31 protein-coding genes are annotated in these 23,988 nt (G+C 69.7%); 16 read left to right on the top strand and 15 right to left on the bottom strand.

From position 1 onward, the window contains the following. Position 1: 1 nt before the first annotated feature. The 8 genes from tolA to A9O67_RS11865 form a co-directional block, all read right to left on the bottom strand. The gene (tolA, locus tag A9O67_RS11900; RefSeq protein ID WP_068610531.1) at positions 2–940 is read right to left on the bottom strand and encodes a cell envelope integrity protein TolA; all 939 of its coding nucleotides are present in this window, start codon (positions 938–940) and stop codon (positions 2–4) included. Between the two features lie 13 nt (positions 941–953). Further along, complete coding sequence (locus A9O67_RS11895) at positions 954–1,409, bottom strand: biopolymer transporter ExbD (protein WP_068610529.1); 456 nt, start codon at positions 1,407–1,409, stop codon at positions 954–956. A gap of 37 nt (positions 1,410–1,446) precedes the next feature. Next, positions 1,447–2,136 (bottom strand): protein TolQ, encoded by a 690-nt coding sequence (gene tolQ / locus A9O67_RS11890; protein ID WP_068610527.1) that lies wholly within the window; start codon positions 2,134–2,136, stop codon positions 1,447–1,449. Next, entirely contained in the window at positions 2,133–2,597 is a 465-nt protein-coding gene (gene ybgC, locus A9O67_RS11885) for a tol-pal system-associated acyl-CoA thioesterase (RefSeq protein ID WP_068610710.1), read from the bottom strand. The genes tolQ and ybgC overlap by 4 nt, the downstream gene beginning before the upstream one ends. 4 nt (positions 2,598–2,601) lie before the next feature. Beyond that, positions 2,602–3,057 carry a transcription antitermination factor NusB gene (nusB, locus tag A9O67_RS11880; RefSeq protein WP_082955559.1) on the bottom strand — a complete coding sequence of 152 codons (456 nt, stop codon included), beginning with the start codon at positions 3,055–3,057 and terminating at the stop codon, positions 2,602–2,604. A 38-nt stretch (positions 3,058–3,095) separates the two neighbouring features. Continuing rightward, positions 3,096–3,566, bottom strand: coding sequence for a 6,7-dimethyl-8-ribityllumazine synthase (ribH, locus tag A9O67_RS11875; RefSeq protein ID WP_068610526.1), 471 nt, complete (start codon positions 3,564–3,566; stop codon positions 3,096–3,098). Beyond that, the gene (gene ribBA / locus A9O67_RS11870) at positions 3,563–4,717 is read right to left on the bottom strand and encodes a bifunctional 3,4-dihydroxy-2-butanone-4-phosphate synthase/GTP cyclohydrolase II (RefSeq protein ID WP_068610524.1); all 1,155 of its coding nucleotides are present in this window, start codon (positions 4,715–4,717) and stop codon (positions 3,563–3,565) included. The genes ribH and ribBA overlap by 4 nt, the downstream gene beginning before the upstream one ends. A 64-nt stretch (positions 4,718–4,781) precedes the next feature. After that, positions 4,782–5,417: a riboflavin synthase gene (locus tag A9O67_RS11865; protein ID WP_068610522.1), complete on the bottom strand. Its 636-nt coding sequence runs from the start codon at positions 5,415–5,417 to the stop codon at positions 4,782–4,784. A gap of 150 nt (positions 5,418–5,567) precedes the next feature. Here A9O67_RS11865 and A9O67_RS11860 point away from each other — a divergent pair, with 150 nt between their 5' ends. Beyond that, entirely contained in the window at positions 5,568–6,599 is a 1,032-nt protein-coding gene (locus A9O67_RS11860) for a sensor histidine kinase (protein ID WP_068610520.1), read from the top strand. Here A9O67_RS11860 and nrdR read toward each other — a convergent pair. From nrdR to A9O67_RS11840, 4 genes are all read right to left on the bottom strand, one after another. Continuing rightward, the gene (nrdR, locus tag A9O67_RS11855; RefSeq protein ID WP_068610518.1) at positions 6,568–7,017 is read right to left on the bottom strand and encodes a transcriptional regulator NrdR; all 450 of its coding nucleotides are present in this window, start codon (positions 7,015–7,017) and stop codon (positions 6,568–6,570) included. The two genes, A9O67_RS11860 and nrdR, sit on opposite strands and share 32 nt — an antisense overlap. A 4-nt stretch (positions 7,018–7,021) precedes the next feature. After that, positions 7,022–8,266: a serine hydroxymethyltransferase gene (gene glyA / locus A9O67_RS11850; RefSeq protein WP_068610516.1), complete on the bottom strand. Its 1,245-nt coding sequence runs from the start codon at positions 8,264–8,266 to the stop codon at positions 7,022–7,024. A gap of 195 nt (positions 8,267–8,461) precedes the next feature. Next, positions 8,462–9,361: a lytic transglycosylase domain-containing protein gene (locus tag A9O67_RS11845; protein WP_068610514.1), complete on the bottom strand. Its 900-nt coding sequence runs from the start codon at positions 9,359–9,361 to the stop codon at positions 8,462–8,464. Positions 9,362–10,090: 729 nt separating this feature from the next. Further along, positions 10,091–10,525 carry a DUF1841 family protein gene (locus tag A9O67_RS11840; protein WP_068610512.1) on the bottom strand — a complete coding sequence of 145 codons (435 nt, stop codon included), beginning with the start codon at positions 10,523–10,525 and terminating at the stop codon, positions 10,091–10,093. A gap of 57 nt (positions 10,526–10,582) precedes the next feature. Here A9O67_RS11840 and A9O67_RS11835 point away from each other — a divergent pair, with 57 nt between their 5' ends. Together A9O67_RS11835 and A9O67_RS11830 are read left to right on the top strand one after the other, a co-directional pair. Then, positions 10,583–11,197, top strand: a complete 615-nt coding sequence (locus A9O67_RS11835; RefSeq protein ID WP_068610510.1) for a ParA family protein — start codon at positions 10,583–10,585, stop codon at positions 11,195–11,197. A 60-nt stretch (positions 11,198–11,257) separates the two neighbouring features. Then, positions 11,258–11,713 (top strand): MaoC family dehydratase, encoded by a 456-nt coding sequence (locus A9O67_RS11830; protein WP_068610508.1) that lies wholly within the window; start codon positions 11,258–11,260, stop codon positions 11,711–11,713. On the opposite strand, the gene trmL is transcribed toward A9O67_RS11830, so the two are convergent. Together trmL and A9O67_RS11820 are read right to left on the bottom strand one after the other, a co-directional pair. Further along, the gene (trmL, locus tag A9O67_RS11825) at positions 11,704–12,201 is read right to left on the bottom strand and encodes a tRNA (uridine(34)/cytosine(34)/5-carboxymethylaminomethyluridine(34)-2'-O)-methyltransferase TrmL (RefSeq protein WP_068610506.1); all 498 of its coding nucleotides are present in this window, start codon (positions 12,199–12,201) and stop codon (positions 11,704–11,706) included. The two genes, A9O67_RS11830 and trmL, sit on opposite strands and share 10 nt — an antisense overlap. A 10-nt stretch (positions 12,202–12,211) precedes the next feature. Further along, positions 12,212–12,955 carry a ComF family protein gene (locus A9O67_RS11820; protein ID WP_068610706.1) on the bottom strand — a complete coding sequence of 248 codons (744 nt, stop codon included), beginning with the start codon at positions 12,953–12,955 and terminating at the stop codon, positions 12,212–12,214. Between the two features lie 72 nt (positions 12,956–13,027). Here A9O67_RS11820 and A9O67_RS11815 point away from each other — a divergent pair, with 72 nt between their 5' ends. The 8 genes from A9O67_RS11815 (at position 13,028) to A9O67_RS11785 (ending at position 19,494) form a co-directional block, all read left to right on the top strand. Further along, on the top strand, positions 13,028–14,002 hold the full coding sequence (locus A9O67_RS11815; RefSeq protein ID WP_068610504.1) for a methyltransferase domain-containing protein: 975 nt from the start codon (positions 13,028–13,030) through the stop codon (positions 14,000–14,002). Between the two features lie 225 nt (positions 14,003–14,227). Continuing rightward, a complete protein-coding gene (locus tag A9O67_RS11810) occupies positions 14,228–14,617 on the top strand; it encodes a DUF2244 domain-containing protein (RefSeq protein ID WP_231960340.1) in 390 nt (129 codons plus the stop codon). A 185-nt stretch (positions 14,618–14,802) separates the two neighbouring features. Then, on the top strand, positions 14,803–15,954 hold the full coding sequence (gene coxB, locus A9O67_RS11805) for a cytochrome c oxidase subunit II (protein WP_390612461.1): 1,152 nt from the start codon (positions 14,803–14,805) through the stop codon (positions 15,952–15,954). Between the two features lie 28 nt (positions 15,955–15,982). Further along, complete coding sequence (gene ctaD / locus A9O67_RS11800) at positions 15,983–17,602, top strand: cytochrome c oxidase subunit I (RefSeq protein WP_068610502.1); 1,620 nt, start codon at positions 15,983–15,985, stop codon at positions 17,600–17,602. A gap of 21 nt (positions 17,603–17,623) precedes the next feature. Continuing rightward, on the top strand, positions 17,624–17,734 hold the full coding sequence (locus A9O67_RS13860) for a cytochrome oxidase small assembly protein (protein ID WP_231960339.1): 111 nt from the start codon (positions 17,624–17,626) through the stop codon (positions 17,732–17,734). A gap of 23 nt (positions 17,735–17,757) precedes the next feature. After that, the gene (locus A9O67_RS11795) at positions 17,758–18,351 is read left to right on the top strand and encodes a cytochrome c oxidase assembly protein (protein ID WP_068610499.1); all 594 of its coding nucleotides are present in this window, start codon (positions 17,758–17,760) and stop codon (positions 18,349–18,351) included. Continuing rightward, entirely contained in the window at positions 18,348–18,557 is a 210-nt protein-coding gene (locus A9O67_RS11790; protein WP_068610498.1) for a DUF2970 domain-containing protein, read from the top strand. Before A9O67_RS11795 ends, A9O67_RS11790 begins: the two co-directional genes overlap by 4 nt. A gap of 55 nt (positions 18,558–18,612) precedes the next feature. Next, positions 18,613–19,494 (top strand): cytochrome c oxidase subunit 3, encoded by an 882-nt coding sequence (locus A9O67_RS11785; RefSeq protein ID WP_068610496.1) that lies wholly within the window; start codon positions 18,613–18,615, stop codon positions 19,492–19,494. A 69-nt stretch (positions 19,495–19,563) separates the two neighbouring features. Here A9O67_RS11785 and A9O67_RS11780 read toward each other — a convergent pair whose 3' ends face one another. Further along, positions 19,564–19,788, bottom strand: a complete 225-nt coding sequence (locus tag A9O67_RS11780; protein WP_197484482.1) for a twin transmembrane helix small protein — start codon at positions 19,786–19,788, stop codon at positions 19,564–19,566. Between the two features lie 15 nt (positions 19,789–19,803). Between A9O67_RS11780 and A9O67_RS11775 the strand changes: the two genes are divergently transcribed. Genes A9O67_RS11775 through A9O67_RS11755 form a run of 5 tightly spaced genes read left to right on the top strand, consistent with a single transcriptional unit; the run spans position 19,804 to position 23,973 of the window. Then, positions 19,804–20,550 carry an SURF1 family protein gene (locus A9O67_RS11775; protein WP_068610492.1) on the top strand — a complete coding sequence of 249 codons (747 nt, stop codon included), beginning with the start codon at positions 19,804–19,806 and terminating at the stop codon, positions 20,548–20,550. Beyond that, positions 20,507–21,232: a hypothetical protein gene (locus A9O67_RS11770; protein WP_185974530.1), complete on the top strand. Its 726-nt coding sequence runs from the start codon at positions 20,507–20,509 to the stop codon at positions 21,230–21,232. Before A9O67_RS11775 ends, A9O67_RS11770 begins: the two co-directional genes overlap by 44 nt. 7 nt (positions 21,233–21,239) lie before the next feature. Next, positions 21,240–22,406: a COX15/CtaA family protein gene (locus A9O67_RS11765; protein ID WP_068610702.1), complete on the top strand. Its 1,167-nt coding sequence runs from the start codon at positions 21,240–21,242 to the stop codon at positions 22,404–22,406. Further along, a complete protein-coding gene (gene cyoE / locus A9O67_RS11760) occupies positions 22,403–23,317 on the top strand; it encodes a heme o synthase (protein ID WP_068610488.1) in 915 nt (304 codons plus the stop codon). The genes A9O67_RS11765 and cyoE overlap by 4 nt, the downstream gene beginning before the upstream one ends. After that, on the top strand, positions 23,314–23,973 hold the full coding sequence (locus A9O67_RS11755; protein WP_082955556.1) for an SCO family protein: 660 nt from the start codon (positions 23,314–23,316) through the stop codon (positions 23,971–23,973). The genes cyoE and A9O67_RS11755 overlap by 4 nt, the downstream gene beginning before the upstream one ends. Positions 23,974–23,988: the final 15 nt, after the last annotated feature.

Below are 23,988 nucleotides of genomic sequence, written 5' to 3'. Positions count from 1 at the left end.
ATCACTCGTTGGGCCGGAAGCCCAGGATCAGCGTCGGCGGCACACGGCCGTTTTCGTCGCGCGGCAAGCGGGCCGTGCGCTCGATGGCGCGCAGCACGGCGTCGTCCCAGGCGCGGTGACCGCTGGACTTGAGCAGGCGGCTGCTCAGGATGGTGCCGTCGGGCAGGGTGCGCACCTCCACTTCGGCGCGCGGGTTGCCCGGCACGGTGTCCGCGAACACGATGTTCGGGCGGATGTGCGCCACCAGCTTGCCGGCGTAGCTGGCCGAGGGGCCGGCGTCGCGCTCCGCCGTGCCGCGGGCCTGCGCGCCACCGGTGGCATGGGCCTGGCCCAGCATGCGTTCCAGATTGCGCTGGCGCTCGGCCTCCAGTTGCGCCTGCTCGCGCTCGGCGCGCTCACGGGCAGCCTTCTCCTGCGCCGCCTTGGCCTTGGCGGCCTGTTCGCGTTGCGCTTGTTCGCGCGCGGCCTTTTCCCGGGCCGCCTTTTCCCGCTCGGCCTTCTCGCGTTCGGCTTTCTCCCGCCGGGCTTTTTCCTGGGCGGCTTTCTCCTGGGCGGCTTTCTCCTGGGCGGCGCGTTGCTCGGCCAGGCGGCGGGCTTCCTCGCGGCGGCGCTGCTCCTCGCGCTGGCGCTGCACGGCGATGTCGGCGTCGCGGCGGGCCGGTTCGGCCGCCGGTGGGGGCGGTGGCGGCGCGGCGCGGGCGCGGGTGACGGGCGGGGCAGGGGGCTCGGGGGGCGGCTCCTGCGCACGCGGGGCGACCACCTGCGGCAGCGCCGACCACAGTTCGGCCGAGGCGACCGTGGTTGTCTCGCGCTGCCATGCCAAACCCCAGGCCAGCGCCAGCGCCAGCAGCCCGTGGGCCAGCAGCGCCAGCGCCCAGGGCGCCCAGCCGCCCGGGGTGGGCGGCGGGCTCAGGTCCAGATCGTCGGCCGTGGCCTGCATGGCGGGGATCGGATCAACGGGGCGCGGCGTCGGTCTGCACCGACAGCCCGATGCGGGCGACGCCTGCGCGCTGCAGGGCATCCATCACCTGCATTACCTGTTCGTAGGCGACGCGCTTGTCGCCGCTGATGATGACCGGCACGCTCACCGACCCGTCCGCCCCCGGCGCGCCCTGAATGGCCTGCACACGGGCGGGCAGGTCCTTGAGGGTGACCACATCGCTCTCGCCACTGCTGCGGGCGCTGTCGCGCAGCCGCAGGCGGCCGTCGCGCTCCACGATCACCTGCACGAAGCGGTCCGGCTGGCGTGCCGCCTGACCGACGCGGGGCAGCTCGACCTGGCTGGGCACGATCAGCGGGGCGGTCGCCATGAAGATGATCAACAGCACCAGCATCACGTCGATGAAGGGCACCATGTTGATCTCGGTGATCGCGCGGCGGCCTTGTCCGCGGGGGGCGATGGCGGGCATGCGGGGCGGTCCTCCGGTCGGAAAAACGGTGCCCGCGTCAGTGGCCGGCCGGTGCCACGCCGGCGTGGCGGTGCAGGATGTTCGAGAACTCTTCGATGAAGGTCTCGAGCCGGTTGGCCAGGCGGTCGATGTCGTGCGCGAACCGGTTGTAGGCCAGCACGGCCGGAATGGCCGCGAACAGCCCGATCGCGGTGGCCACCAGCGCCTCGGCGATGGCGGGGGCCACGGTGGCCAGTGTCACCTGGGTCAGCGCCGCCAGCCCGGTGAAGGCGTGCATGATGCCCCAAACCGTGCCAAACAGGCCGACGTAGGGCGACACCGACCCCACCGAGCCCAGGAAGGACAGATTGACTTCGAGGGCGTCGAGCTCGCGCTGATAAGCGGCGCGCATGGCGCGGCGAGCGCCGTCGAGCAGCGCGTCGGGCTGGGTGATGCGCCGCTCGCGCAACTTTTGGAATTCGCGCATGCCGCTGGCGAAGATGCGCTCCATCGGGCTGCCCTCGCGCGCGTTGCGCGCCGCGGCGGCGTACAGATCCTGCAGATTGCCGCCGGACCAGAACTCGCGCTCGAAGTCGTCCGTCAGGCGCCGCACCCGCTTGAGGGCGAACACCTTGCGGAAAATCGCCGCCCAGCTCGTGACCGAGACGCCGATCAGCAGCAGCACCACCGCCTGGACCACCCAGGAGGCGTTGAGCATCAGCTCGATGACGGAAAAGTCGTGCGTCATGCGCAAAGGTCCTTGTCGGAGGCGGCCTGCCGGCTCGATGCCCAGGCCGGGGCCAGGGCCGCGGTCACCTCGGCGGGCAGGCGGCCCGGGCGCATCGCCTCGGCCTCCACCCAGCCAATGCGCACCGTCCCCTCGCACAGCAGCGTCGGGGCCGGGTCGGTGCGCCACGCCTGCTGTTGCAGTGTCAGCGAGGCCCGTCCGAGTTCCCGGATGCGGGTGCGGATTTCCAGCCGGTCATCCAGCCGCGCCGGGCGCAGATAGCGGGCCTCGGCGGCGCTGACGACGAACATGCCCCCCGTGCGCTCGCGCAGCGCCTGCTGCCCCAGGCCCAGCCCGCGCAGCCACTCGGTGCGCGCCCGTTCGAAAAACTTCAGATAGTTGGCGTAATAGACGATGCCGCCGGCGTCGGTGTCTTCCCAATAGACCCGGATGGGCCAGGCGTGTACCGGCGTGGCGTCCATCGCCTCAGCCGCGGCGGGCGGGGTCACGGGCCACCTCGTCGCCGCGGATTTGCGGCGCCAGCCGGTTGAGCACACCGTTGACGAACTTGTGCCCGTCGGTGCCGCCGAACGACTTGGCCAGCTCGATGCATTCATTGATGACGACGCGCCACGGCACGTCCACGCAGTGCAGGAATTCGTAGGCGCCGATCCACAGCACCGCGTGCTCGATGGGCGACAGCTCCGCCAGCGGGCGATCCAGCAGCGGGGCGAGACGGGCGTCCAGCTCGGCCCCTTCGGCGATGCAGCCGTGCAGCAGCGCATCGTAGTGGGCGCTGTCGGCTTTGTGAAAGCCGCTGAGGTCGCGCGTGAACAGGTCGATGTCCTGCGCGTCGTTGCGGCCCACCAGGTGCTGATACAGCCCCTGCAGGGCAAACTCCCGCGCGCGGGTGCGGGCGGATTTTTCGGATGCTTTGGTCATGGGCCGTATTGTCCCAGACCGCGCGGGCGCCGTGCGGATCAGTCCGCCGGGTAGCGCCGCAGCAGGGCCGCCATCTCCACCGCCACGCGGGCGGCGTCGCGCGCCTTCTCGTCCTGGCGGGCCACGGCCTGCGACAGGTTCTCGGTCGTCAGGATGGCGTTGGCGATCGGGATGTGGTGGTCCAGCGCCACGCGCGTGATGCCCGCGGCCGACTCGTTGCACACCAGCTCGAAGTGGTAGGTCTCGCCGCGGATCACGCAGCCCAGCGCCACCAGCGCGTCGAAGCGATCGCTCTCGGCCATGGCCTGCAGGGCCAGGGGCACTTCCAGCGCGCCGGGCACCTGCTCCAGCGCCACGTCGGCCTCGGCCACGCCCAATGCCCGCAGCTCGTCGCGGCAGGCGGCGGCCAGCGCGTCCGTGATGCCCTGGTTGAAGCGCGCTTGCACGATGCCGATGCGCAGGCCGCGGCCGTCCAGCGCCGGGCCGTCGCCCTTGTGGGCTCCCATCATGTCGGGGTTCCTTCCGTGGTTGGGGGGTGCAGAAAGCCCACCACCTCCAGCCCATAGCCCGTCATGCTGGGCATGCGGCGGGGGTGACCGAGCAGCTGCATGCGGTGGATGCCGCAGTCGCGCAGGATCTGGGCGCCCACGCCATAGGTGCGCAGGTCCATGCGCCCACGCTCCGGCGCCTGGGCCGAGCGGGCCGTGCCCTCGAACTGGGCCAGCAACTGATCCGCCGATTCGCCGCAGTTGAGCAGCACCGCCACCCCGCGGCCGGCCTGCTGCAGATGGCGCAGGCTGGCCTCCAGGCTCCAGGAGTGCATGCGGCGGCCGGTCTCCAGCGCGTCCAGCACCGACAGCGGCTCGTGCACGCGCACGGGCACCGCCTCGTCGGGGCCCCACTGGCCCTTGATCAGCGCCAGATGCACCCCACCGCTGGTCTGGTCGCGGTAGGCGTGGGCGGTGAATTCGCCGAAGGCGGTGGCCAGCGGCCGGCTGCTGACGCGCCGCACCAGGCTTTCGGTGCGGCTGCGGTGTTCGATCAGATCGGCGATGGTGCCGATCTTCAGGCCATGCTGTGCGGCGAAGCGCTGCAAATCCGGCAGCCGGGCCATGGTGCCGTCGTCGTTCATGATCTCGCAGATCACGGCGGCCGGCGTGCAGCCCGCCATGGCCGCAAGGTCGCAGCCCGCCTCGGTGTGGCCCGCGCGCATCAGCACGCCGCCGTCCACCGCCTGCAGCGGGAACACATGGCCCGGCTGTACCAGATCGTCCGGGCGGGCGCCGGCCGCGACGGCGACGCGGATGGTGTGGGCCCGGTCGGCGGCCGAGATGCCCGTGGTCACGCCCTCGGCCGCCTCGATCGACACGGTGAAGGCCGTGCCCATTTTGGTGCCGTTGCGCGGCACCATCGGCGGCAGGCGCAGTTGCTCGCAGCGCTCGCGCGTCAAGGTCAGGCAGATCAGGCCGCGGCCGTACTTGGCCATGAAGTTGATCGCCTCCGGGGTCACATGGTCGGCGGCCAGGACGAGGTCGCCCTCGTTTTCGCGGTCCTCCTCATCGACCAGGATGACCAGCCGGCCGGCGCGCAGCTCGGCCACGATCTCTTCCACGGAGGCGATGGGGGCCACCGCATCGGTGGCGCTGGGGTCAGTGCTCATGGTGGGGGTTGGCGGGGAGGCGGCGCGGCGGGCCGCGGAGTGGGCAGGTGACGCGCGGGCGCCGTCAGGCGGTCGGTGGCACCGCGGCGAGCGACAGCATCCGCTCGACATAGCGCGCAATCATATCCACCTCCAGATTGACCCGCGCACCGACCGTCAATGTGCCCAGCGCCGTGTGCTGCATGGTGTGCGGGATCAGGTTGATGCTGACCTCGCAGCCATCCGCCCGGTCCGTGACGTGGTTGACCGTCAGGCTGACCCCGTTGACGGTGATCGACCCCTTGTAAGCCAGATATTTGGCCAGGGCGGGCGGCGCCAGCACGCACAGGTTCCAGGACTCGCCCACGGCGGCCAGCCGGGTCACCGTGCCCACGCCATCGACGTGCCCGCTGACGATGTGCCCGCCCAGCCGGTCGGCCGGGCGCATGGCCTTTTCCAGATTGACCGGGCCGGGGCGGTCCAGCCCCGTGGTGCGGGCGAGCGATTCGGCCGACACGTCCACGGTGAAGCCCCCCTGCGCCGGGTCCAGCGACGTGACGGTCATGCAGGCGCCGTTGATGGCGATGCTGTCGCCCAGCGCCACATCGGCCAGATAGTCGGCCCCGGCCGCCACGTGCAGCCGCAGGCCATGGTCGGCGCCGGTGCCGAGGGGCTGGTGCCGCTCGATGCGCCCGACGCGGGTGATGATGCCGGTGAACATGTCCGGGATTGTCGCAGTTTCGTCAGGGGGTGGTCGGCGCCGGTGGCGGGCGCTACCATTGGATCGACTGGGCCGGAATGGCGTGCCGCCGCCATGGCCCGGCCCGCTGACCCTTTCCCGTTGCCGACCCCGGAATCCATCCCCCATCGTATGGCCGCCGCGCGGTTTGTCATCCCCGACTTCCGCAACCTCGGGGTTCAATGGCGCCTGCTGCTGCTGGCCGAGGGGTTGCGCGCCCTGTGGTGGGTGCTGGAGGCCTCGCCCGCCGACGCCACCCTCCAGGGCTGGCTGACCGCCGGCGCACTGTTCGAGCCGACGCTGCTGTCGGTGGCCGCCGCGCTGGCGCTGCTGTCGCCGTGGTTGCGGCGTTGCCCCCCCTGGCGGGCGCTGCTGATCACGGCGCTGGTCGCGGTGTTGGTGGCGCTGGCCTGGCGCGCCCTGCTGCAGGGCTGGGGGCTGGCGGTGCCCACGCCGCCCACCGTCGTCGTGGCCACGCTGGCCGTGTGGGGCGGCATTGCGGGCTACTTCGACTGGCGCCACCACCGCCTGTCCCCCGCCTTGTCCGAGGCGCGGCTGCAGGCGCTGCAATCGCGCATGCGGCCGCACTTCCTGTTCAACAGCCTCAATGGCGTGTTGGCGCTGATCCGCCGCGACCCGGCGCGCGCCGAAGCCATGTTGGAAGATCTGGCGGAACTCTACCGCGCCCTGCTGGCCGAGCCGCGCACGCTGGTGCCCTGGCGCGAGGAGCTGGCCCTGGCGCAGGCCTATCTGGCGGTGGAGCAGGTGCGCCTGGGCGAGCGGCTGCGCGTGGCGTGGCATGTGGACACGGCGCCGGCGGATGCACTGCTGCCGCCGCTCACCCTGCAGCCGCTGGTGGAAAACGCCGTTCGCCACGGGGTGGAGCCGCGCCTGGAGGGGGCGTGTGTCACGGTGGAGGCGTTCCGCGACGACGACCACTTGGTGCTGTTCGTGCGCAATCCGCTGCCGCCCGTGGATGCCGTGACCCACGGGCACGGCCTGGCACTGGCCAACCTGCGCGAGCGGCTCGAGCTGCACTACGACACGCAGGCGCGTTTGCGCGTGTACGAGTCGGAGGGCGAGTTCGTCGCCCAGGTGCGCTTGCCGATCCGCGCCGGCGCCGAAGTGGGGGTCAGCCCCGCACCTCGTCGATCAGCGACCTGAACGCGTCCACGTCCTCGAAGCTGCGGTAGACGCTGGCGAAGCGCACGTAGGCCACCTGGTCGAGCTCGCGCAGCTCCTGCATCACCCATTCGCCCAGGCGCTGCGAGGGCACCTCGCGCGCGCCCTCGGCCAGCAGCCGCTCCTCGATGCGGGCGATGGCGGCGTCGAGCCGCTCGGTACTGACCGGCCGCTTGCGCAGCGCCAGCGCCAGGCTGGCGCGCAGCTTGGCCGCGTCGTAATCGACCCGGCGGCCGTCCTTCTTGACCACCTGCGGAAACGTCACCTCGGCGCGCTCGTAGGTGGTGAAGCGCCGGTCGCACACGCCGCAGCGGCGGCGCCGGCGCACGAACACCCCGTCGTCGGACTCGCGCGTCTCCACCACCTGGGTGTCGGCGTGTCCGCAGAAGGGGCACTTCATCGCGTCACCCGTAGACGGGGAAGCGCCGCGTCAGCTCCGCCACCTGCGCGCGCACGCGCTCGACGGTGGCCGGGTTGCGCGGATCGTCCAGCACGTCGGCGATCAGGTGCGCGGTCTGGCGCGCCTCGGCCTCGGTGAAGCCGCGCGTGGTCATCGCCGGCGTGCCCAGGCGGATGCCGCTCGTGACCATCGGCTTTTCCGGGTCGTTCGGGATGGCGTTCTTGTTGACCGTGATGTGCGCCTGGCCGAGCACCGCCTCGGCTTCCTTGCCGGTGATGCCCTTGGCGCGCAGATCCACCAGCATCACGTGGCTTTCGGTGCGGCCGCTGACGATGCGCAAGCCGCGCTGCTGCAGCGTCTCGGCCATCGTCTGGGCGTTCTTGATCACCTGCTGCTGGTACGCCTTGAACCCGGGGCTGAGCGCTTCCTGGAACGCCACCGCCTTGGCGGCGATCACGTGCATCAGCGGGCCGCCCTGCAGGCCGGGGAAGACGGCGCTGTTGATCGCCTTCTCGTGCGCGGCCTTCATCAGGATGATGCCGCCGCGCGGGCCGCGCAGGCTCTTGTGCGTGGTGGAGGTGACCACGTCCGCATGCGGCACCGGGTTCGGATACACGCCGGCGGCGATCAGGCCGGCGTAGTGCGCCATGTCGACCATGAAGATGGCGCCGATCTCGCGCGCCACACGGGCAAAGCGCTCGAAGTCGATGCGCAGGCTGTAGGCGCTGGCCCCGGCGATGATCAGCCGGGGCCGGTGCTCGCGCGCCTTGGCCTCCATCGCGTCGTAGTCGATCTCCTCGCGGTCGTTCAGGCCGTAGGAGACGACGTTGAACCACTTGCCCGACATGTTCAGCGCCATGCCGTGCGTCAGGTGCCCGCCCTCGGCCAGGCTCATGCCCATGATGGTGTCGCCCGGCTTCAAGAACGCGAGGAACACCGCCTCGTTGGCGCTGGCGCCGCAGTGCGGCTGCACGTTGGCGGCCTCGGCGCCGAACAACTGCTTGACGCGGTCGATGGCCAGCTGCTCGGCCACGTCCACGTGCTCGCAGCCGCCGTAGTAGCGCTTGCCCGGGTAGCCCTCGGCGTACTTGTTGGTCAGCTGCGTGCCCTGCGCGGCCATCACCGCCGGCGAGGCGTAGTTTTCGCTGGCGATCAGCTCGATGTGGGCTTCCTGGCGGGCGTTTTCGGCCTGGATGGCGGCCCACAGCTCGGGGTCGGTCTGTTCGATGAGGGTCTGGCGGCTGAACATGGCAGTCCTGACGTGGTCGGTGGACCCGCGGCGGTGGTCACGCCTCACGGGCTGCCCAGGCGAACGGCGAGGCGGCAAACCGCAGGTGACGGTGTGCTGCGCGCTCCCCCGTGGTGGTCCACGTCGGCCATTGCATCGTGCCGGGGCCACAGCCGGCCCCGCGGCCTATCGCCAGTCGCGCGCGCTGCGATTTTATCAGGACGCCCGGGCGGCCACCGGCGTGTCCGTCGCGCGCGGGGCGGCGTCCGCCTCGATCTGCGGGGCGCTGGCGGGCTCGCCCGGCAGCACCGGGGTCGCTGGGCCGATCGATGCCGGCAGCGGCATGGTGGCCTGAAAACCCACCTGCTGCCCGCCCGAGACGCGCTTGAGTCGCTCGTACTCGGACAGCACCTTGACGATGTAGTCGCGACCGTCGTGGGTGACGGCGCCGACGTACAGGCGCAGACCGCCCGGGACCGAGCCGGCACGCCGCACGGCGTCTTGCAGGATCTCGGCGCCCACGCGCAGGTTGCTCAAAGGGTCGAAAGCCGCCAGCGTGCCGCCAAAGCCTTCGAACTTGTCGGCATGCACACGGGTGTCCACCTGCATCAGGCCATGCGCGCCCACGGGGCTGGCCGCAAACGGGTTGAAGCGGGATTCGATGGCCATCACGGCCAGAATCAGCGCGGGATCCAGCCGCAACTGCGGGCCGAGCTGGTAGGCCTCGGCGACCAGTGCCCCGATCGGTTCGCTGGCCACGCGGTATTTGCGCGCCAGCCAGTGCGCCACGCGCACCTGCTCCGGCGGCAGATCCTTCAGGTTGGCGGCCAGCACGCGCTCGGGCGCGGCCAGCTCGTCGTCCTCGACCGTGGCGGCCTGGCGGCCCAGCAGCCAGTCGGTCGCGCCGCGCTCCAGCTCGGCGCGCAATGGCGGCTGGGTGGCCAGCAGCACGACGGCGGCCAGGGTCGCGACGCCAAACAGCGCCATGCCGTGGCGAGCGGCCGCCCAGACGCGCGCCACGATCTGCACCAGCCCTTGAGCGGGCACGACGCGCGGGGCCCCGCTCGGGGAGCAGGCCGGCGCGCGATCCTGGGTGTCGATGCACGTGGTGGTCATGCACACACTCCTTTCTGTGAATGAACAAGCCGTCCGGCGGTCCCGCTCTCGGGGCGGGTTGCGTCGGGCGGTCGATCGGGCGTGCCGCGGTGGGCAACGGGGACCGACCCGGAGTCGCCCCTTGGGGCGCGCTCCACGGCACGGCCGCGACGGATGCAGCGGCGTGCCGGCTCTGGCGGCTTGCGAAAAAGGCCGGTGGCATCCAGGGGCCGTCGGCGGGGCCGACTGGCGGGATGCCGCATCGCCGCGCGCTGCGTGGCGGGTGGCACCGACCTTTCTCGGGGTTGCGATGAACGAAACGGCCGCGATGGTAGGGGGCTCGTAATGACGAGTCAATACTTTAGATTGCCATTTTTATTTCCATGAGTCATAAATAAGACGGCTTCGGTGCTCTTCCCTCGGGCGAGGCCGGTCATATTTTTTGCCCAATGAGGGGGCGGCTGCCATCGAAAAAATTCAGCCCAGGGGCCGGTGCCGTGGCGTACAGTGGAACCGTCGCGATCAGAAACACGGTGGCTTCGATGCCCTTCTGGTCCGACAGGCCCGCCTTGGCGGCGAACGCCTTGGCCCGGCAACCCCCAATGGAAGCAATCCGTTGCTTCCGGCAGTGTGTGACAAGACCCTCCACGCTGCCTCGGCTGGCACGGTGAACCCCGTGCCAAGGCCTCGACGGGTGCAGCCCGTCGGGGCCTTTTTGCTGGGTTGGTCTTGCCGGGTGGGGCCGTGGGGTCAATCGGCGGTCGCGCGCCGCCGCACCTCGGCCAGGTAAGCCTGCCCATCCGGCGGGCGGCCGTGGACCTGGCTTTCCCACAGCATCCGCCCCAGGCAGTCCATGACCTCGTGGTGCGCGTCGTGCAGCGAGCCGCGCCGGGCGGCGAGCAGCTCCACGGCCTGGCGGATGCCGGGCGGCTGGTCGATCGAGCACTGTTCGCTGATGCTCAGGTGCATCGACAGGTGCAGAAAAGGGTTGTCCCGCGCGGGGTCGACCGTCGTCATGGCGCGCAGCGCAGCGTCCAGGTCGGCCAGCTCTGCGTGGTATTCGGGGTGGCGCAGCATCCACTCGTAGGCCAGGGTTTCCAGGGGCTCGAGCGGCAGGCCGCGGCGGCCTTTATCGAATGCGCCGCAAAAGAAACGGCGCACATCGGCTTGCGAAGGGGTAAACATGCCCGCATTGTCGCCGCCGCTGGGCTACCATGACCACACCCCGGCCGGAGTTTGCCCATGCCCGTGCTTGCCATCGCCAACCCCAAAGGCGGCGTCGGAAAAACGACGCTCGCCACGCAGATCGCCGGCCACTGGGCGCGGTGCGGACACGCCGTCATGCTGGGCGATGTGGACCGGCAGCAGAGCTGTGCCCGATGGCTGGCGCTGCGGCCCGCCGCCGCGCGCCCGATCGCGGGGTGGGACGCCAGCCGCAACGATGTGCTCAAGCCCCCGCGCGGCACGACGCACGTGGTGCTGGACACGCCGGCTGGCCTGCACGGCCAGCGCCTGCGCGAGGTGCTGCGGCGCGCCGACCGCCTGCTCGTGCCCGTGCAGCCGGGGGTGTTCGACATGTTCGCCACGCACGACTTTTTGCAGCTGGTGCGCGAGCGCGGACGCGAGGGGCTGCGCGTGGCGGTCGTGGGGATGCGCGTCGATGACCGCACCTTGGCGGCGCGGCAGTTGCAGGATTTTTTTGCCGCGCTGGGCCTGCCGGTGGCCGGCTTCGTGCGCGAGGCGCAGGTGTACCGGCACCTGGCGGCGCACGGCCTGACGCTGTTCGACGTGCGGCCGCGGCAGGTGGAGCGCGAACTGGCCCCTTGGCAGTCCGTGCTGGCATGGGTCGATGGCTGAGTCCCAACCTGTCCGCTGGCGGACACGCCCATCCCGCCCGTGGCGCTACAGTCACACCCCATGAAGACGTTCGAATCCTTCGACGCGCTCGAGGCCGCCGTCGGCACCGAGGTCGCCATCACCGACTGGCTGCAGATCACCCAGGAGCGGGTCGATCGCTTTGCCGATGCCACCGACGATCACCAGTGGATCCACGTCGATGCCGAGCGGGCCGCGCGCGGCCCCTTCGGTGCGCCGATCGCACACGGCTTTCTGACCCTGTCGCTGCTGTCCAAGTGGTTGGGTGAGTCGGTGCACGTCGCCGGCGTGCGCATGTCGGTCAACTACGGCACCAACCGCGTTCGCTTCACCGCGCCGGTGCCCGTTGGCAGCCGGGTCCGCGCGCGGCTGCAATTGCAGTCGCTGGAGCGCATCGCGCCCAACGGCGTGCACCTGTGCTGGCACGCGACGGTCGAGATCGAAGGCCAGTCCAAACCCGCCTGCGTGGCGGAAATGCTGGTGCGCCACTACGCCTGACGGGTTTCGCCGGCCGGCATCGCGGCGCCCGCAAAGCCGTGCTGGCGCCAGGCCTCGAAGGCCACGATGGAGACGGCGTTGGACAGGTTGAGGCTGCGCTGCCCGGGCCGCATGGGCAAGCGCAGGCGGCGGGGCGCGTCGAAGTCTTGCAACACGTCGGCAGGCAAACCGCGCGACTCGGCGCCAAAGACGAACCAATCCCCGGGCTGGTAAGCGGTGGCGAATGCCGACGCCGTGCCGTGCGTCGTGAAGGCGAAGCAGCGCTGGGGGTCGGGGCGCTCGGCCGCCAGAAAAGCCGGCCACGAGGCATGGCGGCGCACCGTCGCGTACTCGTGGTAGTCCAGCCCGGCGCGGCGCAGCAGCTTGTCGTCCATGGAAAACCCGAGCGGCTCCACCAGATGCAGCGCGCAGCCCGTGTTGGCGCACAGCCGGATCACATTGCCCGTGTTGGGCGGGATTTCGGGGGTGACCAGGACGATGCGGAACATGGGGCGCGGATTATTCCATGGGGGGTGGCGTCCGGGCCACGACCAGCGCATCGACCGCGGTGGCGCCCGCATCCAGCAGGGCGTGGGTGGCTGCATGCAAAGTCGCACCCGTGGTCATCACGTCGTCGACCACCAGCACGCGCCGTCCGCGCACCCGGGCGCGCATAGCGGGCGGCACGTGAAACAACCCCTGTGCCTGCGCCAGCCGTTCGCGGCGGCCCAGGTGATGCAGCACGGGCGCGTCCGGCGCCCGTCGCAAGCCCTGCGGCAGCGCCGGCGGGGTGCAGAGGTGGCGGGCCAGCGCTTGCATCAGTAACCACGCCTGGTTGTAGCCGCGCTCCGCCAGCCGTGCGGGCGCCAGGGGGATGGGCAGCCACACATCGGCATGGGCCAGCAGTGTCGGTACGGTGGGGTCGTCCAGCCACAAGCGCGCCAGCGCGCCCGACAGGCCGGGGGGACCGGTGGATTTGAGCGCCCGGATCCATGCATCCCAGGGATGGTCGAAATCGACCCGCGCCACCACCGATCGCCACGGCGGCGGATCGTGCTGGCAGGCTTCGCAGCGCGCCCCCGGGTCCGCGTGCGGCAGGGCGCAGCCGGGGCAGCGCGCAAGCACTGGGGCCAGATCGTGCCGGCAGTCGGGGCACAGCGGCCCGTCGGGCCAGCGTCCGCAGACCTCGCAGACCGCAGGGCACAGGGCATCGAGCGCGCGCCACAGGCCGCTCGCCCACCTTGTCGTCGGCTTCGATCGCATGTCCTCCCCTTCCACGCGGGCATCGGCGCCCACGGCCCGCCCGCCCTGCCTCGCCACTATACTGCGCGGCCCATGGCCCCATCCCCGCGCCCCAACGACGACGGCGTGCCGGACCTCGATCCGGTCGCGGCGGCGCGCTGGCGCGCCCGTGTGCCGCGTGGCAGCCCGTGGCTGCACGAGACGATCGGGGCGCGCATGGCCGAGCGCTTGGATTGGATCAAGGCCCGCCCCGATGCCTGGATGAGCTGGTCCCCCCTGCTGGCGGGCGAGCAGGCGCATCGGGCGGTGGCACAGCGCTATCCGCAGGCGCGGGTCTGGCTGGCGGGGGAGCTGGCCCAGGCGACGCTGGCGCGCTGGCGCACCCCGACGCCGCCCTGGTGGCGGCGCTGGATGGCGCGCCCGCCGGCCACCGGCGAGGCGGCCTCCCCGGTGGCCGGTGCGGTGGACGCTGCGGACGCGGTGCCGGAGCCCGTCGGGCTGGTGTGGGCCAACATGGCGCTGCATGCCGCCGCGCAGCCCCGGGCGCTGTTGCGCCGGTGGCACGAGTGGCTGGCCGTCGACGGGTTTGTGATGTTTTCGTGTCTGGGGCCGGACACGGCCCGCGAGCTGCGCGCCGTGCATGCGGCCCACGGCTGGCCCCCCCCCGCGCCGGCCTATGTGGACATGCACGACTGGGGCGATCAACTCGTCGAGCTGGGCTTTGCCGAGCCGGTCATGGACATGGAGCGGCTGACGCTGACCTATCCCAGCGCCGAGCGTTTGCTGGCCGACCTGCGCGAGACCGGGCGCAACTGGCATGTGGGGCGCTTTGCCGCCCTGCGCGGACGCGGCTGGCGCGAGCGTTGGCTGTGCGCCGTCGAGCAGGGGCTGCCACGCAGCCCCGACGGCCAGCTGTGCCTGACGGTCGAAGTGGTGTACGGCCACGCCTTTCGCCCGCGGCCGCGCGTGGCCGTGGCGGGCGTGACCACGGTGCCGCTGGAGCGCCTGCGCGAGTCGTTGCGCGGCGGGGCGGTCCCGGGCCGACCCCACGCGACCGACGGCATCTGAAACCGCACTACAATTGATCTAAATCAAAAGCGTCGGCGGGCCGGGGTCCGCCGATCGTTCGTGTGGTGGAGTGGCCGGGCCACGGCCGCGGAGTCGACGATGGCACCGATGGAGGCATCTGCTGGCGGCGTCGCGTTCCAGCTGGCCCAGCGGGGACCGGACGGCTGGCGGTGGCTGCTCAAGCGCAACTGCGCCTTGACGCCGCGGTAGTGTCTGTGGGCGTCCTTGCTGGCGTGCGCGGTGGCGCTGTCGGTGGCGGCGGCGTTCTGGGCGATGGGGGCGCGGCTGGTGCTGCCGTTCGCGGTGCTGGGGTCGACCGCCGTCGCGCTGGCCTTTCTTTGGTACGCGCGCCACGCGACCGATCGAGAGATCCTGGTGCTCGACGGACAGCGCCTGGTGGTGGAGTGGGAGCAGGCTGGTGCGGTGAGGCGGCGCGAGCTGGCCCGGCACTGGCTGCGGGTGGAGGACGCCGGTCACGGCGCCGGGTTGGTGGAGTTGCGCGCCGGGACGGCGCGGGTGCAGGTGGGGCGCTATGCCCGGCCGGAGCAGCGGCGCCAGTTGGCGCGCGAGCTGCGCTGGGCGCTGGCGACCGCGCCGACTGCCTCGTCCGTCTGAGCGCAGCGGCCACGACGCCCGCCCTCGGGATTGCCCGCACCGCCAAGTCTGCAGAAGTTTGGTGTAATTGGTGTTGACATAAATCAACGCTTATATTCGAGGCAAACGACGTGAGCATGATGAAGCATTCAGGTCAAACGCGGCGCAGGCACGGGGTCGGCGCCTGGAGGGGTGCCAAGGACGCCGTGGGCGCTGCCCTGCTGGGCCTTGGCGTGTGGGTCTCGAATGCGGCCCATGCCGCGGTCAACGACCTGCCGGGCGGCCCGGCGGTCAACCAGCTCAACTTCCACCCCCCTGCGACCCGCATCGCCGAAGAGCAGCACTGGCTGCACTGGTTCATGCTCGCCATCTGCTCGACCATCTTCGTGGTCGTCTTCGGCGTCATGTTCTATTCCATCGTCAAGCACCGCAAGTCGGTCGGGCACAAGTCGCAAGAGCTGCCCGAGCCGATCTGGGTCGAGCTGGGCTGGACCATCGTTCCGCTGCTGATCGTCATCGGCATGGCCCTGCCCGCCACCAAGGTGCTGGTCGCGCAGAAGGACACCACCAACAGCGACCTGACCATCAAGGCCGTCGGCATGCAGTGGAAGTGGGGGTACGAATACCTCAAGGGCGAAGGGGAGGGGATTCAATTCCTGTCCACTCTGGACCCCAAGCACCGCGTGATGTCGGACAGCGGCAAGCCGGAAGCGGTGGACGACTACCTGCTCAAGGTGGACAACCCGCTGGTGGTGCCGGTCGGCAAGAAGATCCGCATCATCACCACCGCCAACGACGTCATCCACGCCTGGATGGTGCCGGCTTTCGGCGTCAAACAGGACGCCATCCCCGGCTTCGTGCGCGACACCTGGTTCCGCGCCGAAAAGACCGGTGACTTCTACGGCCAGTGCGCCGAGCTGTGCGGCAAGGAACACGCCTACATGCCGATCCACGTCAAAGTGGTGACGCAGGAGGAGTACACCAAGTGGGTCGACGAGCGCAAGAAGGCGATGGCCGCCCTGGCCGACGACCCGAACAAGGAATGGACTCTGGCCGAGCTGGTCAAGCGCGGCGAGTCGGTCTACGCTGCCAACTGCGCGGCCTGCCACCAGGCCAGCGGCAAGGGTGCAGGCCCGATCAAGCCGCTGGACGGCTCCGCCATCGTCACGGCGACCGACCACGGCAAGATGATCCAGGTCATGCTCAACGGCGTCAATGGGGCGGCGGCCCAGATGCCGGCCTGGAAGCAGCTCTCCGACGTCGAGCTGGCCGCCGTCATGACCTATGCGAAGAACAGCTGGTCCAACAACACGGGCCAGGTCGTGCAGCCCAAGGAAGTGCAGGCGGCGCGTCAGTGACAAGGATTGAAGCCACGAGGAAATCGCCATGAGTGCAGTACTGGACCATCACGGCGCGCACGCGCACGATCATGAGCACCATGCGCCGGCCGGTTGGCGCCGCTGGGTGTTCGCCACCAACCACAAGGACATCGGCACGCTGTACCTGCTGTTCAGCTTCACGATGCTGATGATCGGCGGGGTGCTGGCGCTGGGCATCCGTGCCGAGCTGTTCCAGCCCGGCCTGCAACTGGTCAACCCCGAGCTGTTCAACCAGCTCACGACCATGCACGGCATCATCATGGTGTTTGGCGCCATCATGCCGGCGTTCGTGGGCTTCGCCAACTGGATGCTGCCGCTGCAGATTGGCGCCTCCGACATGGCCTTTGCCCGCATGAACAACTTCAGCTTCTGGCTGATGATCCCCGCGGCCATCATCCTCGTCGCGTCGTTCTTCATGCCGGGCGGCGCTCCTGCCGCGGGCTGGACGCTCTACGCGCCGCTGACGCTGCAAATGGGCCCGTCCATGGACGCCGCGATCTTCGCGATGCACATCCTGGGCGCCAGCTCCATCATGGGCTCGATCAACATCATCGTGACCATCCTGAACATGCGCGCGCCCGGCATGACGCTGATGAAGATGCCGATGTTCGCGTGGACCTGGCTGATCACCGCCTACCTGCTGATCGCGGTGATGCCGGTGCTGGCCGGCGCCATCACCATGACGCTGACCGACCGTCACTTCGGCACCAGCTTCTTCAACCCGGCCGGCGGCGGCGACCCGATCATGTACCAGCACATCTTCTGGTTCTTCGGGCACCCCGAGGTCTACATCATGATCCTGCCGGCCTTCGGCATCATCAGCCAGGTCGTGCCGGCGTTCGCCCGCAAGAAGCTGTTCGGCTACACCTCGATGGTGTACGCCACCGGGTCGATCGCGATCCTGTCGTTCATCGTCTGGGCGCACCACATGTTTACCACCGGCATGCCGGTGACCGGTCAGCTGTTCTTCATGTACGCGACCATGCTGATCGCCGTGCCCACGGGCGTGAAGATCTTCAACTGGGTCGCGACCATGTGGAAGGGTTCGTTGACCTTCGAGACCCCGATGCTGTGGGCCGTGGGCTTCATCTTCGTGTTCACCATGGGCGGCTTCACCGGGCTGATGCTGTCGATGGCGCCGATCGACATCAACTTTCAGGACACCTACTATGTGGTGGCGCACTTCCACTATGTGCTGGTGGCCGGCTCGCTGTTCGCCATGTTCGCGGGTGCCTACTACTGGCTGCCCAAGTGGACCGGGGTCATGTATTCCGAGACGCGCGGCAAGATCCACTTCTGGTGGTCGATGATCTCGTTCAACGTCACCTTCTTCCCGATGCACTTCCTGGGCCTGGCCGGCATGCCGCGCCGCTATGCCGACTACCCGATGCAGTTTGCCGACTTCAACGCGATCGCGTCGGTGGGGGCGTTTGCCTTCGGGCTGGCGCAGGTGTACTTCTTCCTGGCCGTGATCCTGCCGGCCATGCGTGGCCAGGGCGAAAAGGCCCCGCAAAAGCCCTGGGAAGGCGCCGAAGGCCTGGAGTGGGAAGTGCCGTCGCCGGCGCCGCACCACACCTTCGAAACCCCGCCCAAGCTGGACGCCACCGCGACCCGCATCGTGGGTTGATGCCGACCGGGAGAATGCACCATGACCCCTGAGCAGCGTCGCCAGAATGTGCGCCTGGGTTGGATCTTGGCGTCGGTGGCCCTGGCGTTTGCCCTGGGGTTCGTGGTCAAGCACATCCTGTTGGGGGCCTGATCGGCCATTGGATACCGCACACCATGTCGTCACGCCGTCTCGACAACCTACGCATGACCGGCAAGCTGGTCGTCATCGCCGTGGGCATGTTTGCCTTCGGCTATGCGCTGGTGCCCATCTACCTCGCCATTTGCGAGGTCACCGGGATCAACATCCTGGCCCTTGGTGAGCGCCAGGTGCCGGGCAAGTCGCGGGTCGATCCCGTCAACACCCAGGTCGACACCTCGCGCACGATCACGGTGGAGTTCGACACCAACGTGCGGGGCCCGTGGCACTTCAAGCCCGCGGTGCGTTCCGTGCAGGTGCATCCCGGCGAATTGACGACCGTGATGTACGAGTTTCAGAACGTGCAGGGCCGCACCATGGCGGCGCAGGCCATCCCCAGCTACGCGCCGCGCCAGGCGGCCAACCACTTCAACAAATTGGAGTGTTTCTGCTTCAACCAGTACACGCTGGCGCCGGGCGAGCGCAAGGAATGGCCGGTGGCGTTCGTCATCGATCCCAAGCTGCCCAAGGACGTCAAGACCATCACGCTGTCCTACACCTTTTTCGAGGTCGGCGCGCCCACGCCGCCAGCGCCCACGGCAGCGTTGGCCCGGCCGGGAGAGGCATCATGACCCCGTCGCCGCGCCAGCGGCACGTGGCGGTGCTCGACACCGTCAAGGCCGTCCTGTGGAGTTTCATCGGTTTGCGCCGCCGCGCCGACTTCGAGCGCGACGTCCAGAAACTCAACCCGGTGGTCGTGTTGGCGACCGGCGTGGTGATGGCCTTCGTGTTCGTCGGTGTCCTGATGCTGATCGTGCACTGGGTGGTGTCGCCCTGACGGGGCGCCGCCGACTTCGCCCCATACGCTAGACAAGATTCAACGAGGAGTGAGCATGTCCGCAACCACACACGGCAGCACGCCGTACTACTACGTGCCCGGTTTGTCGCGGCACCCGTTCATGGCGGCCTTCGGGCTGTTCTTCGTCATCCTGGGCGCCGGCCAATGGATCAATGGCAGCGACTGGGGTATGTATTCGCTGGCCTTCGGGCTGGTGTGGTGGCTGGTGGTGCTGTACCAGTGGTTCCGCGATGCCGTGACCGAGAGCGAAGGCGGCCTTTACGGGCGCAAGATCGACATCTCCTACCGCTGGAGCATGAGCTGGTTCATCTTCTCGGAGGTGATGTTCTTCGGCGCGTTCTTCACCGCACTGTGGTGGGCCCGCAGCCACTCCGTCCCCGCCCTGGGCAGCCTGGAAAACAGCCTGATCTGGCCGAACTTCCAGGCCATCTGGCCGTCGGTGCAGGCCGGTGCCACGGCGTCGCCCGCGGGCATCGTCGAGCCCTTCCAGACCGTCGGGCCGTTCTGGCTGCCGACCATCAACACCGCGTTGCTGCTGACGTCGGGCTTGACGCTGACCATCGCCCACCACGCGATCCAGGACGGCAACCGCACCAAGACCATCGCCTTCATGTGGCTGACGGTGCTGCTGGGCTTCGTGTTCCTGCTGGTCCAGGGCTACGAGTACTTCCACGCCTACACCGATCTGAACCTCAAGCTCAGCTCCGGCATCTTCGGCTCGACCTTCTTCATGCTGACCGGCTTCCACGGCTTCCACGTGTTCGTCGGTATGCTGATGCTGCTGGTGATCACCCTGCGCCTGCAAAAAGGGCACTTCACCAAGGACCGCCACTTCGGGTTCGAGGGGGCGGCGTGGTACTGGCACTTCGTGGACGTGGTCTGGCTGTTCCTGTACGTGCTGGTTTACTGGCTGTGACCGACCGCGTCGGGTCCCGGAAAGCGCCTGCGGGCGCTTTCTTCGTTTGGGCGGTGGGGCGGGCGGGGGTCAGAGCGCCGGCAGCCCGGTCGGCTGGATCCAGCCCATCCAATGGCTGAGAATGATGAGCAGAAACAGCAGGATGGACAGCCCGATGCGCGCGGTCAGCGCCCGGGCCATGCGGCGCGAGCGGTGTGCGTCGCCGCTGCTGGAGTCGCCCTTCATCATCGCGACCAGCGCCGCTGCCAGACTGCCCACGATGCCCACGAAGGCGACCACGACGAGGTATTTCATGCGGGACATTATCGGATGAAGGCGCAGCGCGCGCGGCGGTTTTGGCTGGTGACCCTGGCGGCAGCGGTGGGGGTGTGCGTGACGGCGTCCCTGGGTGTCTGGCAGTTGGGCCGGGCGGCCAACAAGCGCGCTTGGCTGGCCGAGCGGGAGGCGCAGGCCGCGTTGCCCGCTGCCGACTGGGACGCGCTGCGCGATGCGCAGGCGCGCGGCCAGTTGACCGCGTGGGCGGGGCGCGCGGTGCGGCTGCAGGGCCGCTGGCTTTCGCCAGCCACGGTGTGGCTGGACAACCGGCCCATGGAGGGCCGGGCCGGCTTCGTGGTCGTGACCCCGTTGCTGCCGGACGGCGGCGGGCCGGCGGTGCTGGTCCAACGGGGGTGGCTGCCGCGACGCCCCGATGACCGTCAGGCCATTCCGGCGCTTGCGACGCCCGAGGGGCCGGTGACCGTGGAGGGCCGCCTGGCCCCGCCGCCGTCGCAGCTATTCCAACTGGGGCCGGACGCGCCGGGGCCGATCCGGCAAAATATCCAGCTGGATGCGTTCGCCGCCGAATGGCGCCTGACGCTGCTGCCCATGTCCGTGCAGCAGACGGCGCCGCCCGAAACCGCGGTGGACGGAACGCCGCTGCAGCGCGCCTGGGCGACGGTGGCGGTCGAGCCGGCCAAGCACGTCGGGTATGCGGTCCAGTGGTTCGGGCTCGCCGCCCTCATCTCCGCCCTTTATGTCTGGTTCCAATTCCTCTCTCCCAGGCGACGTGCCCGCTGACGCCCCGACTTTGGCCCGGGTGGACGGACCGCTGACGATGACCGTGCACAGCCTGCCCACGCCGGGCCAGGGACTGGCGCGGGATGCGGCCGCCACGCGCCGTGGGCGCTGGAAGATGCTGCTGCTGTTTCTGATCAGCGCCTCGCCCGTCATCGCCTCGTACTTCACCTATTACGTGATCCGGCCCGAAGGGCGGCGCAACTACGGTGAGCTGATCGAGCCGCAGCGCCCGTTGCCGGCCTTCAGCGGGTGGGATGCGCAAGGCCGGCAGGTGCCCCTGACGTCCCTGGCCCACCAGTGGCTGTTCATCAGCGTGGCGGACAGCGCCTGCGATGCGCAGTGCGAGCGGCACCTGTATCTGCAGCACCAGTTGCGCGAGGGGTTGGGCAAGGACAAGGACCGCATGGATTGGGTGTGGCTGCGCACGGGCGCGCGGGAGTTCCCGCAGCGGCTGCAGCCAGCGCTGCAGACGGCGACCGTCCTTTGGGTGGACGAGGCGCAACTGGCCACCTGGCTGCAGCCGGCGCCCGGGGGCCGGCTGGCGGATCATCTGTATGTGGTGGACCCCATCGGCAACTGGATGATGCGCTTTCCGAAAGACGCCGATCCCGCGAAGATGCGGCGCGACCTCGAGCGGCTGATGCGGGCGTCGAGTTCGTGGGACCGGCCCGGGCGTCCGTGAGGTGACCATGCAACCGTTGTATGACTGGACGCCGGTGTTCCGGCTGATGATCGTGGGGCTGCTGGTGGCGGCCGGGCCGCTGGTGTGGGTGTGGTTGCGCAGCCGCGGGGCCAGCCCGGTGCAGCGGCTGCGGGTGCTGGCGGGGTTGACGCTGTTTTTGACGTTCGATCTGGTGCTGTTCGGTGCCTTCACGCGCCTGACCGATTCCGGCCTGGGCTGCCCGGACTGGCCGGGTTGCTACGGCGCGGCCAGTCCCATCGGCGCCCACGCCGACATCGCCGCGGCGCAGGCGGCGATGCCCACCGGGCCGGTCACGTTTTCCAAGGCGTGGATCGAGATGATCCACCGCTATCTGGCCACGGCGGTGGGCGCGCTGATCCTGGTGATGGCGGTGGTCAGCACCATCGAGCGCCGCCGCAACCCCGCCACGCCGGTGCTGTGGCCGTGGCTGTCGCTGGTGTGGGTGTGCCTGCAGGGCGCTTTTGGCGCATTGACGGTGACCATGAAGCTGTTCCCCGCCATCGTCACCCTGCACTTGCTGGGGGGGCTGGCGCTGCTGGCGCTGTTGCGCCTGCAAGCGGTGCGCTATGGCCAGGCGGACGCGCTGACCTGGCAGGCGGCCCGGCTGAGCCCGGGGCTGCGCGCGGCGCTGTGGGCCTTGTTCGTCGCCGTCTGGCTGCAGGTCGCGCTGGGTGGCTGGGTCAGCACCAACTATGCCGTGCTGGCGTGTCGCGACTTCCCCACCTGCCAAGGCAGCTGGTGGCCGCCGATGGACTTTGCGCGTGGCTTCGAGCTGTGGCGCGAGCTGGGTGCGCAGGGCAGCGGCGAGGCGTTGCCCTTTGCGGCCCTGACCGCGATCCACTATGTGCACCGGCTGTTTGCCTATGTCGTGCTGGCCGCCCTGGTGGGCGTCGGCTGGGCGCTGCGCCGCGCCGGTATGGCCGCCCACGGCCGCTGGCTGCTGGCGCTGGCCGGCTGGCAGTTGCTCACCGGGCTGAGCAACGTGGTGCTGGAGTGGCCGCTGGTGGCGGCGGTGGCCCACACCGGGGGGGCGGCGGTGCTGGTTGCGCTGTTGGCGGGTTGGCTGGCCGCGACCGCGTCGGTCCCGGTGGGTGGGGCTGCGGCGGCCACGCGGTCCGTGGCGGCACCGGCTTGGCGGGAGCGCCGCGCATGAGCACGACCTCGTCTGCCGTGGCCTCGCCCCTGCCGCCGACGTGGCGTCAGTACTACGTGCTGATGAAGCCGCGCGTCATCCAGCTCATCGTCTTTTGCGCGCTGATCGGCATGGTGCTCGCGGTGCCCGGGTGGCCCAGCGCCGCCCAGTGGTTGACCATGGCCGTCGCGTGCCTGGGCATCTGGATGGTGTCCGGCGCGGCGGCCGCCTTCAATTGCCTGATCGAGCAGCAGATCGACGCCCGCATGCGCCGCACCGCGTGGCGCCCGACCGCCCGGGGCGAGCTCAGCCAGCGTCAGGCACTGGTGTTTTCGGCGCTGCTGTGCACGGCGGGCTCGGCCCTGCTGTATGTGGCGGTCAATCCGCTCACCATGTGGCTGACGCTGGCCACCTTCGTCGGGTATGCGGTGATTTACACGGTGATCCTCAAGCCGCTGACGCCCCAGAACATCGTCATCGGCGGGGCATCCGGCGCCATGCCCCCGGTGCTGGGCTGGACCGCCATGACGGACGCCATCACCGCGGAACCGCTGGTGCTGTTTCTGATCATCTTCTTGTGGACCCCGCCGCACTTCTGGGCCCTGGCGCTGTACCGGGTGGAGGATTACCGCAAATCGGGCTTGCCCATGCTGCCGGTGACGCACGGCTCGGACTTCACGCGGTTGCAGATCCTGCTCTACACGCTGATTCTGCTGGCGGCCTGTCTGCTGCCCTATTTGCTGCGCATGAACGGCTGGCTGTATCTGCTGGCGGCGCTGGGGCTGAATGCGGGCTTCGTGGCCTATGCCTGGCGCCTGTGGCGGTCGTACTCCGACGCCCTGGCGCGCAAGACCTTCCGTTTTTCGCTGATCCATCTGTCGGCGCTGTTTGCGGCCATGCTGGTGGACCACTATCTGATCATGACGCCATGACCCGTCGTCGCCCCAAATCCGTGCCGTCCCCGTCGCCCACCGCCCGCCGCGGGGCGCTCGCCCGCCTGTTGGGCGGGGCCGGTGCGGCGGTGTTGACCCTGGGCGCGGGCTGGCTCGGCGGGTGTGGCGATCGGCCCGCTGCCTTCAGCGGTATCGACATCACCGGAGCCGATTACGCGCAAGGCTTCGACCTGCCGGACCAGAACGGACAGCGCCGCACGCTGGCGGATTTTCGCGGCAAGGTGGTGCTGGTGTTCTTTGGCTACACGCAGTGCCCCGATGTGTGCCCCACGTCGCTGGGCGAGCTGGCCGAAGCCAAGCGGCTGCTCGGCGCCGATGGCGAGCGCCTGCAGGGCATTTTCATCAGCGTGGACCCGGAGCGGGACACGCCCGAGGTCATGCGGGCCTACATGGCCAGCTTCGATCCGAGCTTTCTGGCGCTGCGGGCCACGCCCGAGGAGCTGCCGGCGCTCGCCAAGGCTTTCAAGGTGTATTACAAAAAGGTCGAAGGCCAGACCCCGACCAGCTACACCATGGACCACTCCGCGGGCAGCTATGTGTACGACACCCAGGGGCGCGTGCGCCTGTACCACCGCTATGGCAGCGGGGCACAGGCCTTGGCAAACGACGTGCGCCGGCTGCTCGCGCAAGGTTGAACGCCCAGGGCGTCG

This window comes from Tepidimonas fonticaldi (genome assembly GCF_001675355.1).
GTDB classification, from domain to species: Bacteria; Pseudomonadota; Gammaproteobacteria; order Burkholderiales; family Burkholderiaceae_C; genus Tepidimonas; species Tepidimonas fonticaldi.
This window is presented reverse-complemented; position numbering and strand designations above follow the sequence as displayed.

Coding starts and splice junctions, on each gene's coding strand:
- A9O67_RS11845 (WP_068610514.1), bottom strand. CDS start 9,361: ATGACCACCACGTGCATCGACACCCAGGATCGCGCGCCGGCCTGCTCC.
- A9O67_RS11840 (WP_068610512.1), bottom strand. CDS start 10,525: ATGTTTACCCCTTCGCAAGCCGATGTGCGCCGTTTCTTTTGCGGCGCA.
- A9O67_RS11835 (WP_068610510.1), top strand. CDS start 10,583: ATGCCCGTGCTTGCCATCGCCAACCCCAAAGGCGGCGTCGGAAAAACG.
- A9O67_RS11790 (WP_068610498.1), top strand. CDS start 18,348: ATGACCCCGTCGCCGCGCCAGCGGCACGTGGCGGTGCTCGACACCGTC.
- nrdR (WP_068610518.1), bottom strand. CDS start 7,017: ATGAAGTGCCCCTTCTGCGGACACGCCGACACCCAGGTGGTGGAGACG.
- tolA (WP_068610531.1), bottom strand. CDS start 940: ATGCAGGCCACGGCCGACGATCTGGACCTGAGCCCGCCGCCCACCCCG.
- A9O67_RS11780 (WP_197484482.1), bottom strand. CDS start 19,788: ATGAAATACCTCGTCGTGGTCGCCTTCGTGGGCATCGTGGGCAGTCTG.
- nusB (WP_082955559.1), bottom strand. CDS start 3,057: ATGACCAAAGCATCCGAAAAATCCGCCCGCACCCGCGCGCGGGAGTTT.
- A9O67_RS11755 (WP_082955556.1), top strand. CDS start 23,314: ATGACCCGTCGTCGCCCCAAATCCGTGCCGTCCCCGTCGCCCACCGCC.
- glyA (WP_068610516.1), bottom strand. CDS start 8,266: ATGTTCAGCCGCCAGACCCTCATCGAACAGACCGACCCCGAGCTGTGG.
- A9O67_RS11830 (WP_068610508.1), top strand. CDS start 11,258: ATGAAGACGTTCGAATCCTTCGACGCGCTCGAGGCCGCCGTCGGCACC.
- A9O67_RS11775 (WP_068610492.1), top strand. CDS start 19,804: ATGAAGGCGCAGCGCGCGCGGCGGTTTTGGCTGGTGACCCTGGCGGCA.
- A9O67_RS11795 (WP_068610499.1), top strand. CDS start 17,758: ATGTCGTCACGCCGTCTCGACAACCTACGCATGACCGGCAAGCTGGTC.
- ribBA (WP_068610524.1), bottom strand. CDS start 4,717: ATGAGCACTGACCCCAGCGCCACCGATGCGGTGGCCCCCATCGCCTCC.
- ctaD (WP_068610502.1), top strand. CDS start 15,983: ATGAGTGCAGTACTGGACCATCACGGCGCGCACGCGCACGATCATGAG.
- A9O67_RS11785 (WP_068610496.1), top strand. CDS start 18,613: ATGTCCGCAACCACACACGGCAGCACGCCGTACTACTACGTGCCCGGT.
- cyoE (WP_068610488.1), top strand. CDS start 22,403: ATGAGCACGACCTCGTCTGCCGTGGCCTCGCCCCTGCCGCCGACGTGG.
- ybgC (WP_068610710.1), bottom strand. CDS start 2,597: ATGGACGCCACGCCGGTACACGCCTGGCCCATCCGGGTCTATTGGGAA.
- A9O67_RS11865 (WP_068610522.1), bottom strand. CDS start 5,417: ATGTTCACCGGCATCATCACCCGCGTCGGGCGCATCGAGCGGCACCAG.
- A9O67_RS11765 (WP_068610702.1), top strand. CDS start 21,240: ATGCAACCGTTGTATGACTGGACGCCGGTGTTCCGGCTGATGATCGTG.
- trmL (WP_068610506.1), bottom strand. CDS start 12,201: ATGTTCCGCATCGTCCTGGTCACCCCCGAAATCCCGCCCAACACGGGC.
- A9O67_RS11820 (WP_068610706.1), bottom strand. CDS start 12,955: ATGCGATCGAAGCCGACGACAAGGTGGGCGAGCGGCCTGTGGCGCGCG.
- A9O67_RS11815 (WP_068610504.1), top strand. CDS start 13,028: ATGGCCCCATCCCCGCGCCCCAACGACGACGGCGTGCCGGACCTCGAT.
- A9O67_RS11770 (WP_185974530.1), top strand. CDS start 20,507: ATGTCTGGTTCCAATTCCTCTCTCCCAGGCGACGTGCCCGCTGACGCC.
- A9O67_RS11895 (WP_068610529.1), bottom strand. CDS start 1,409: ATGCCCGCCATCGCCCCCCGCGGACAAGGCCGCCGCGCGATCACCGAG.
- A9O67_RS13860 (WP_231960339.1), top strand. CDS start 17,624: ATGACCCCTGAGCAGCGTCGCCAGAATGTGCGCCTGGGTTGGATCTTG.
- A9O67_RS11860 (WP_068610520.1), top strand. CDS start 5,568: ATGGCCGCCGCGCGGTTTGTCATCCCCGACTTCCGCAACCTCGGGGTT.
- ribH (WP_068610526.1), bottom strand. CDS start 3,566: ATGATGGGAGCCCACAAGGGCGACGGCCCGGCGCTGGACGGCCGCGGC.
- tolQ (WP_068610527.1), bottom strand. CDS start 2,136: ATGACGCACGACTTTTCCGTCATCGAGCTGATGCTCAACGCCTCCTGG.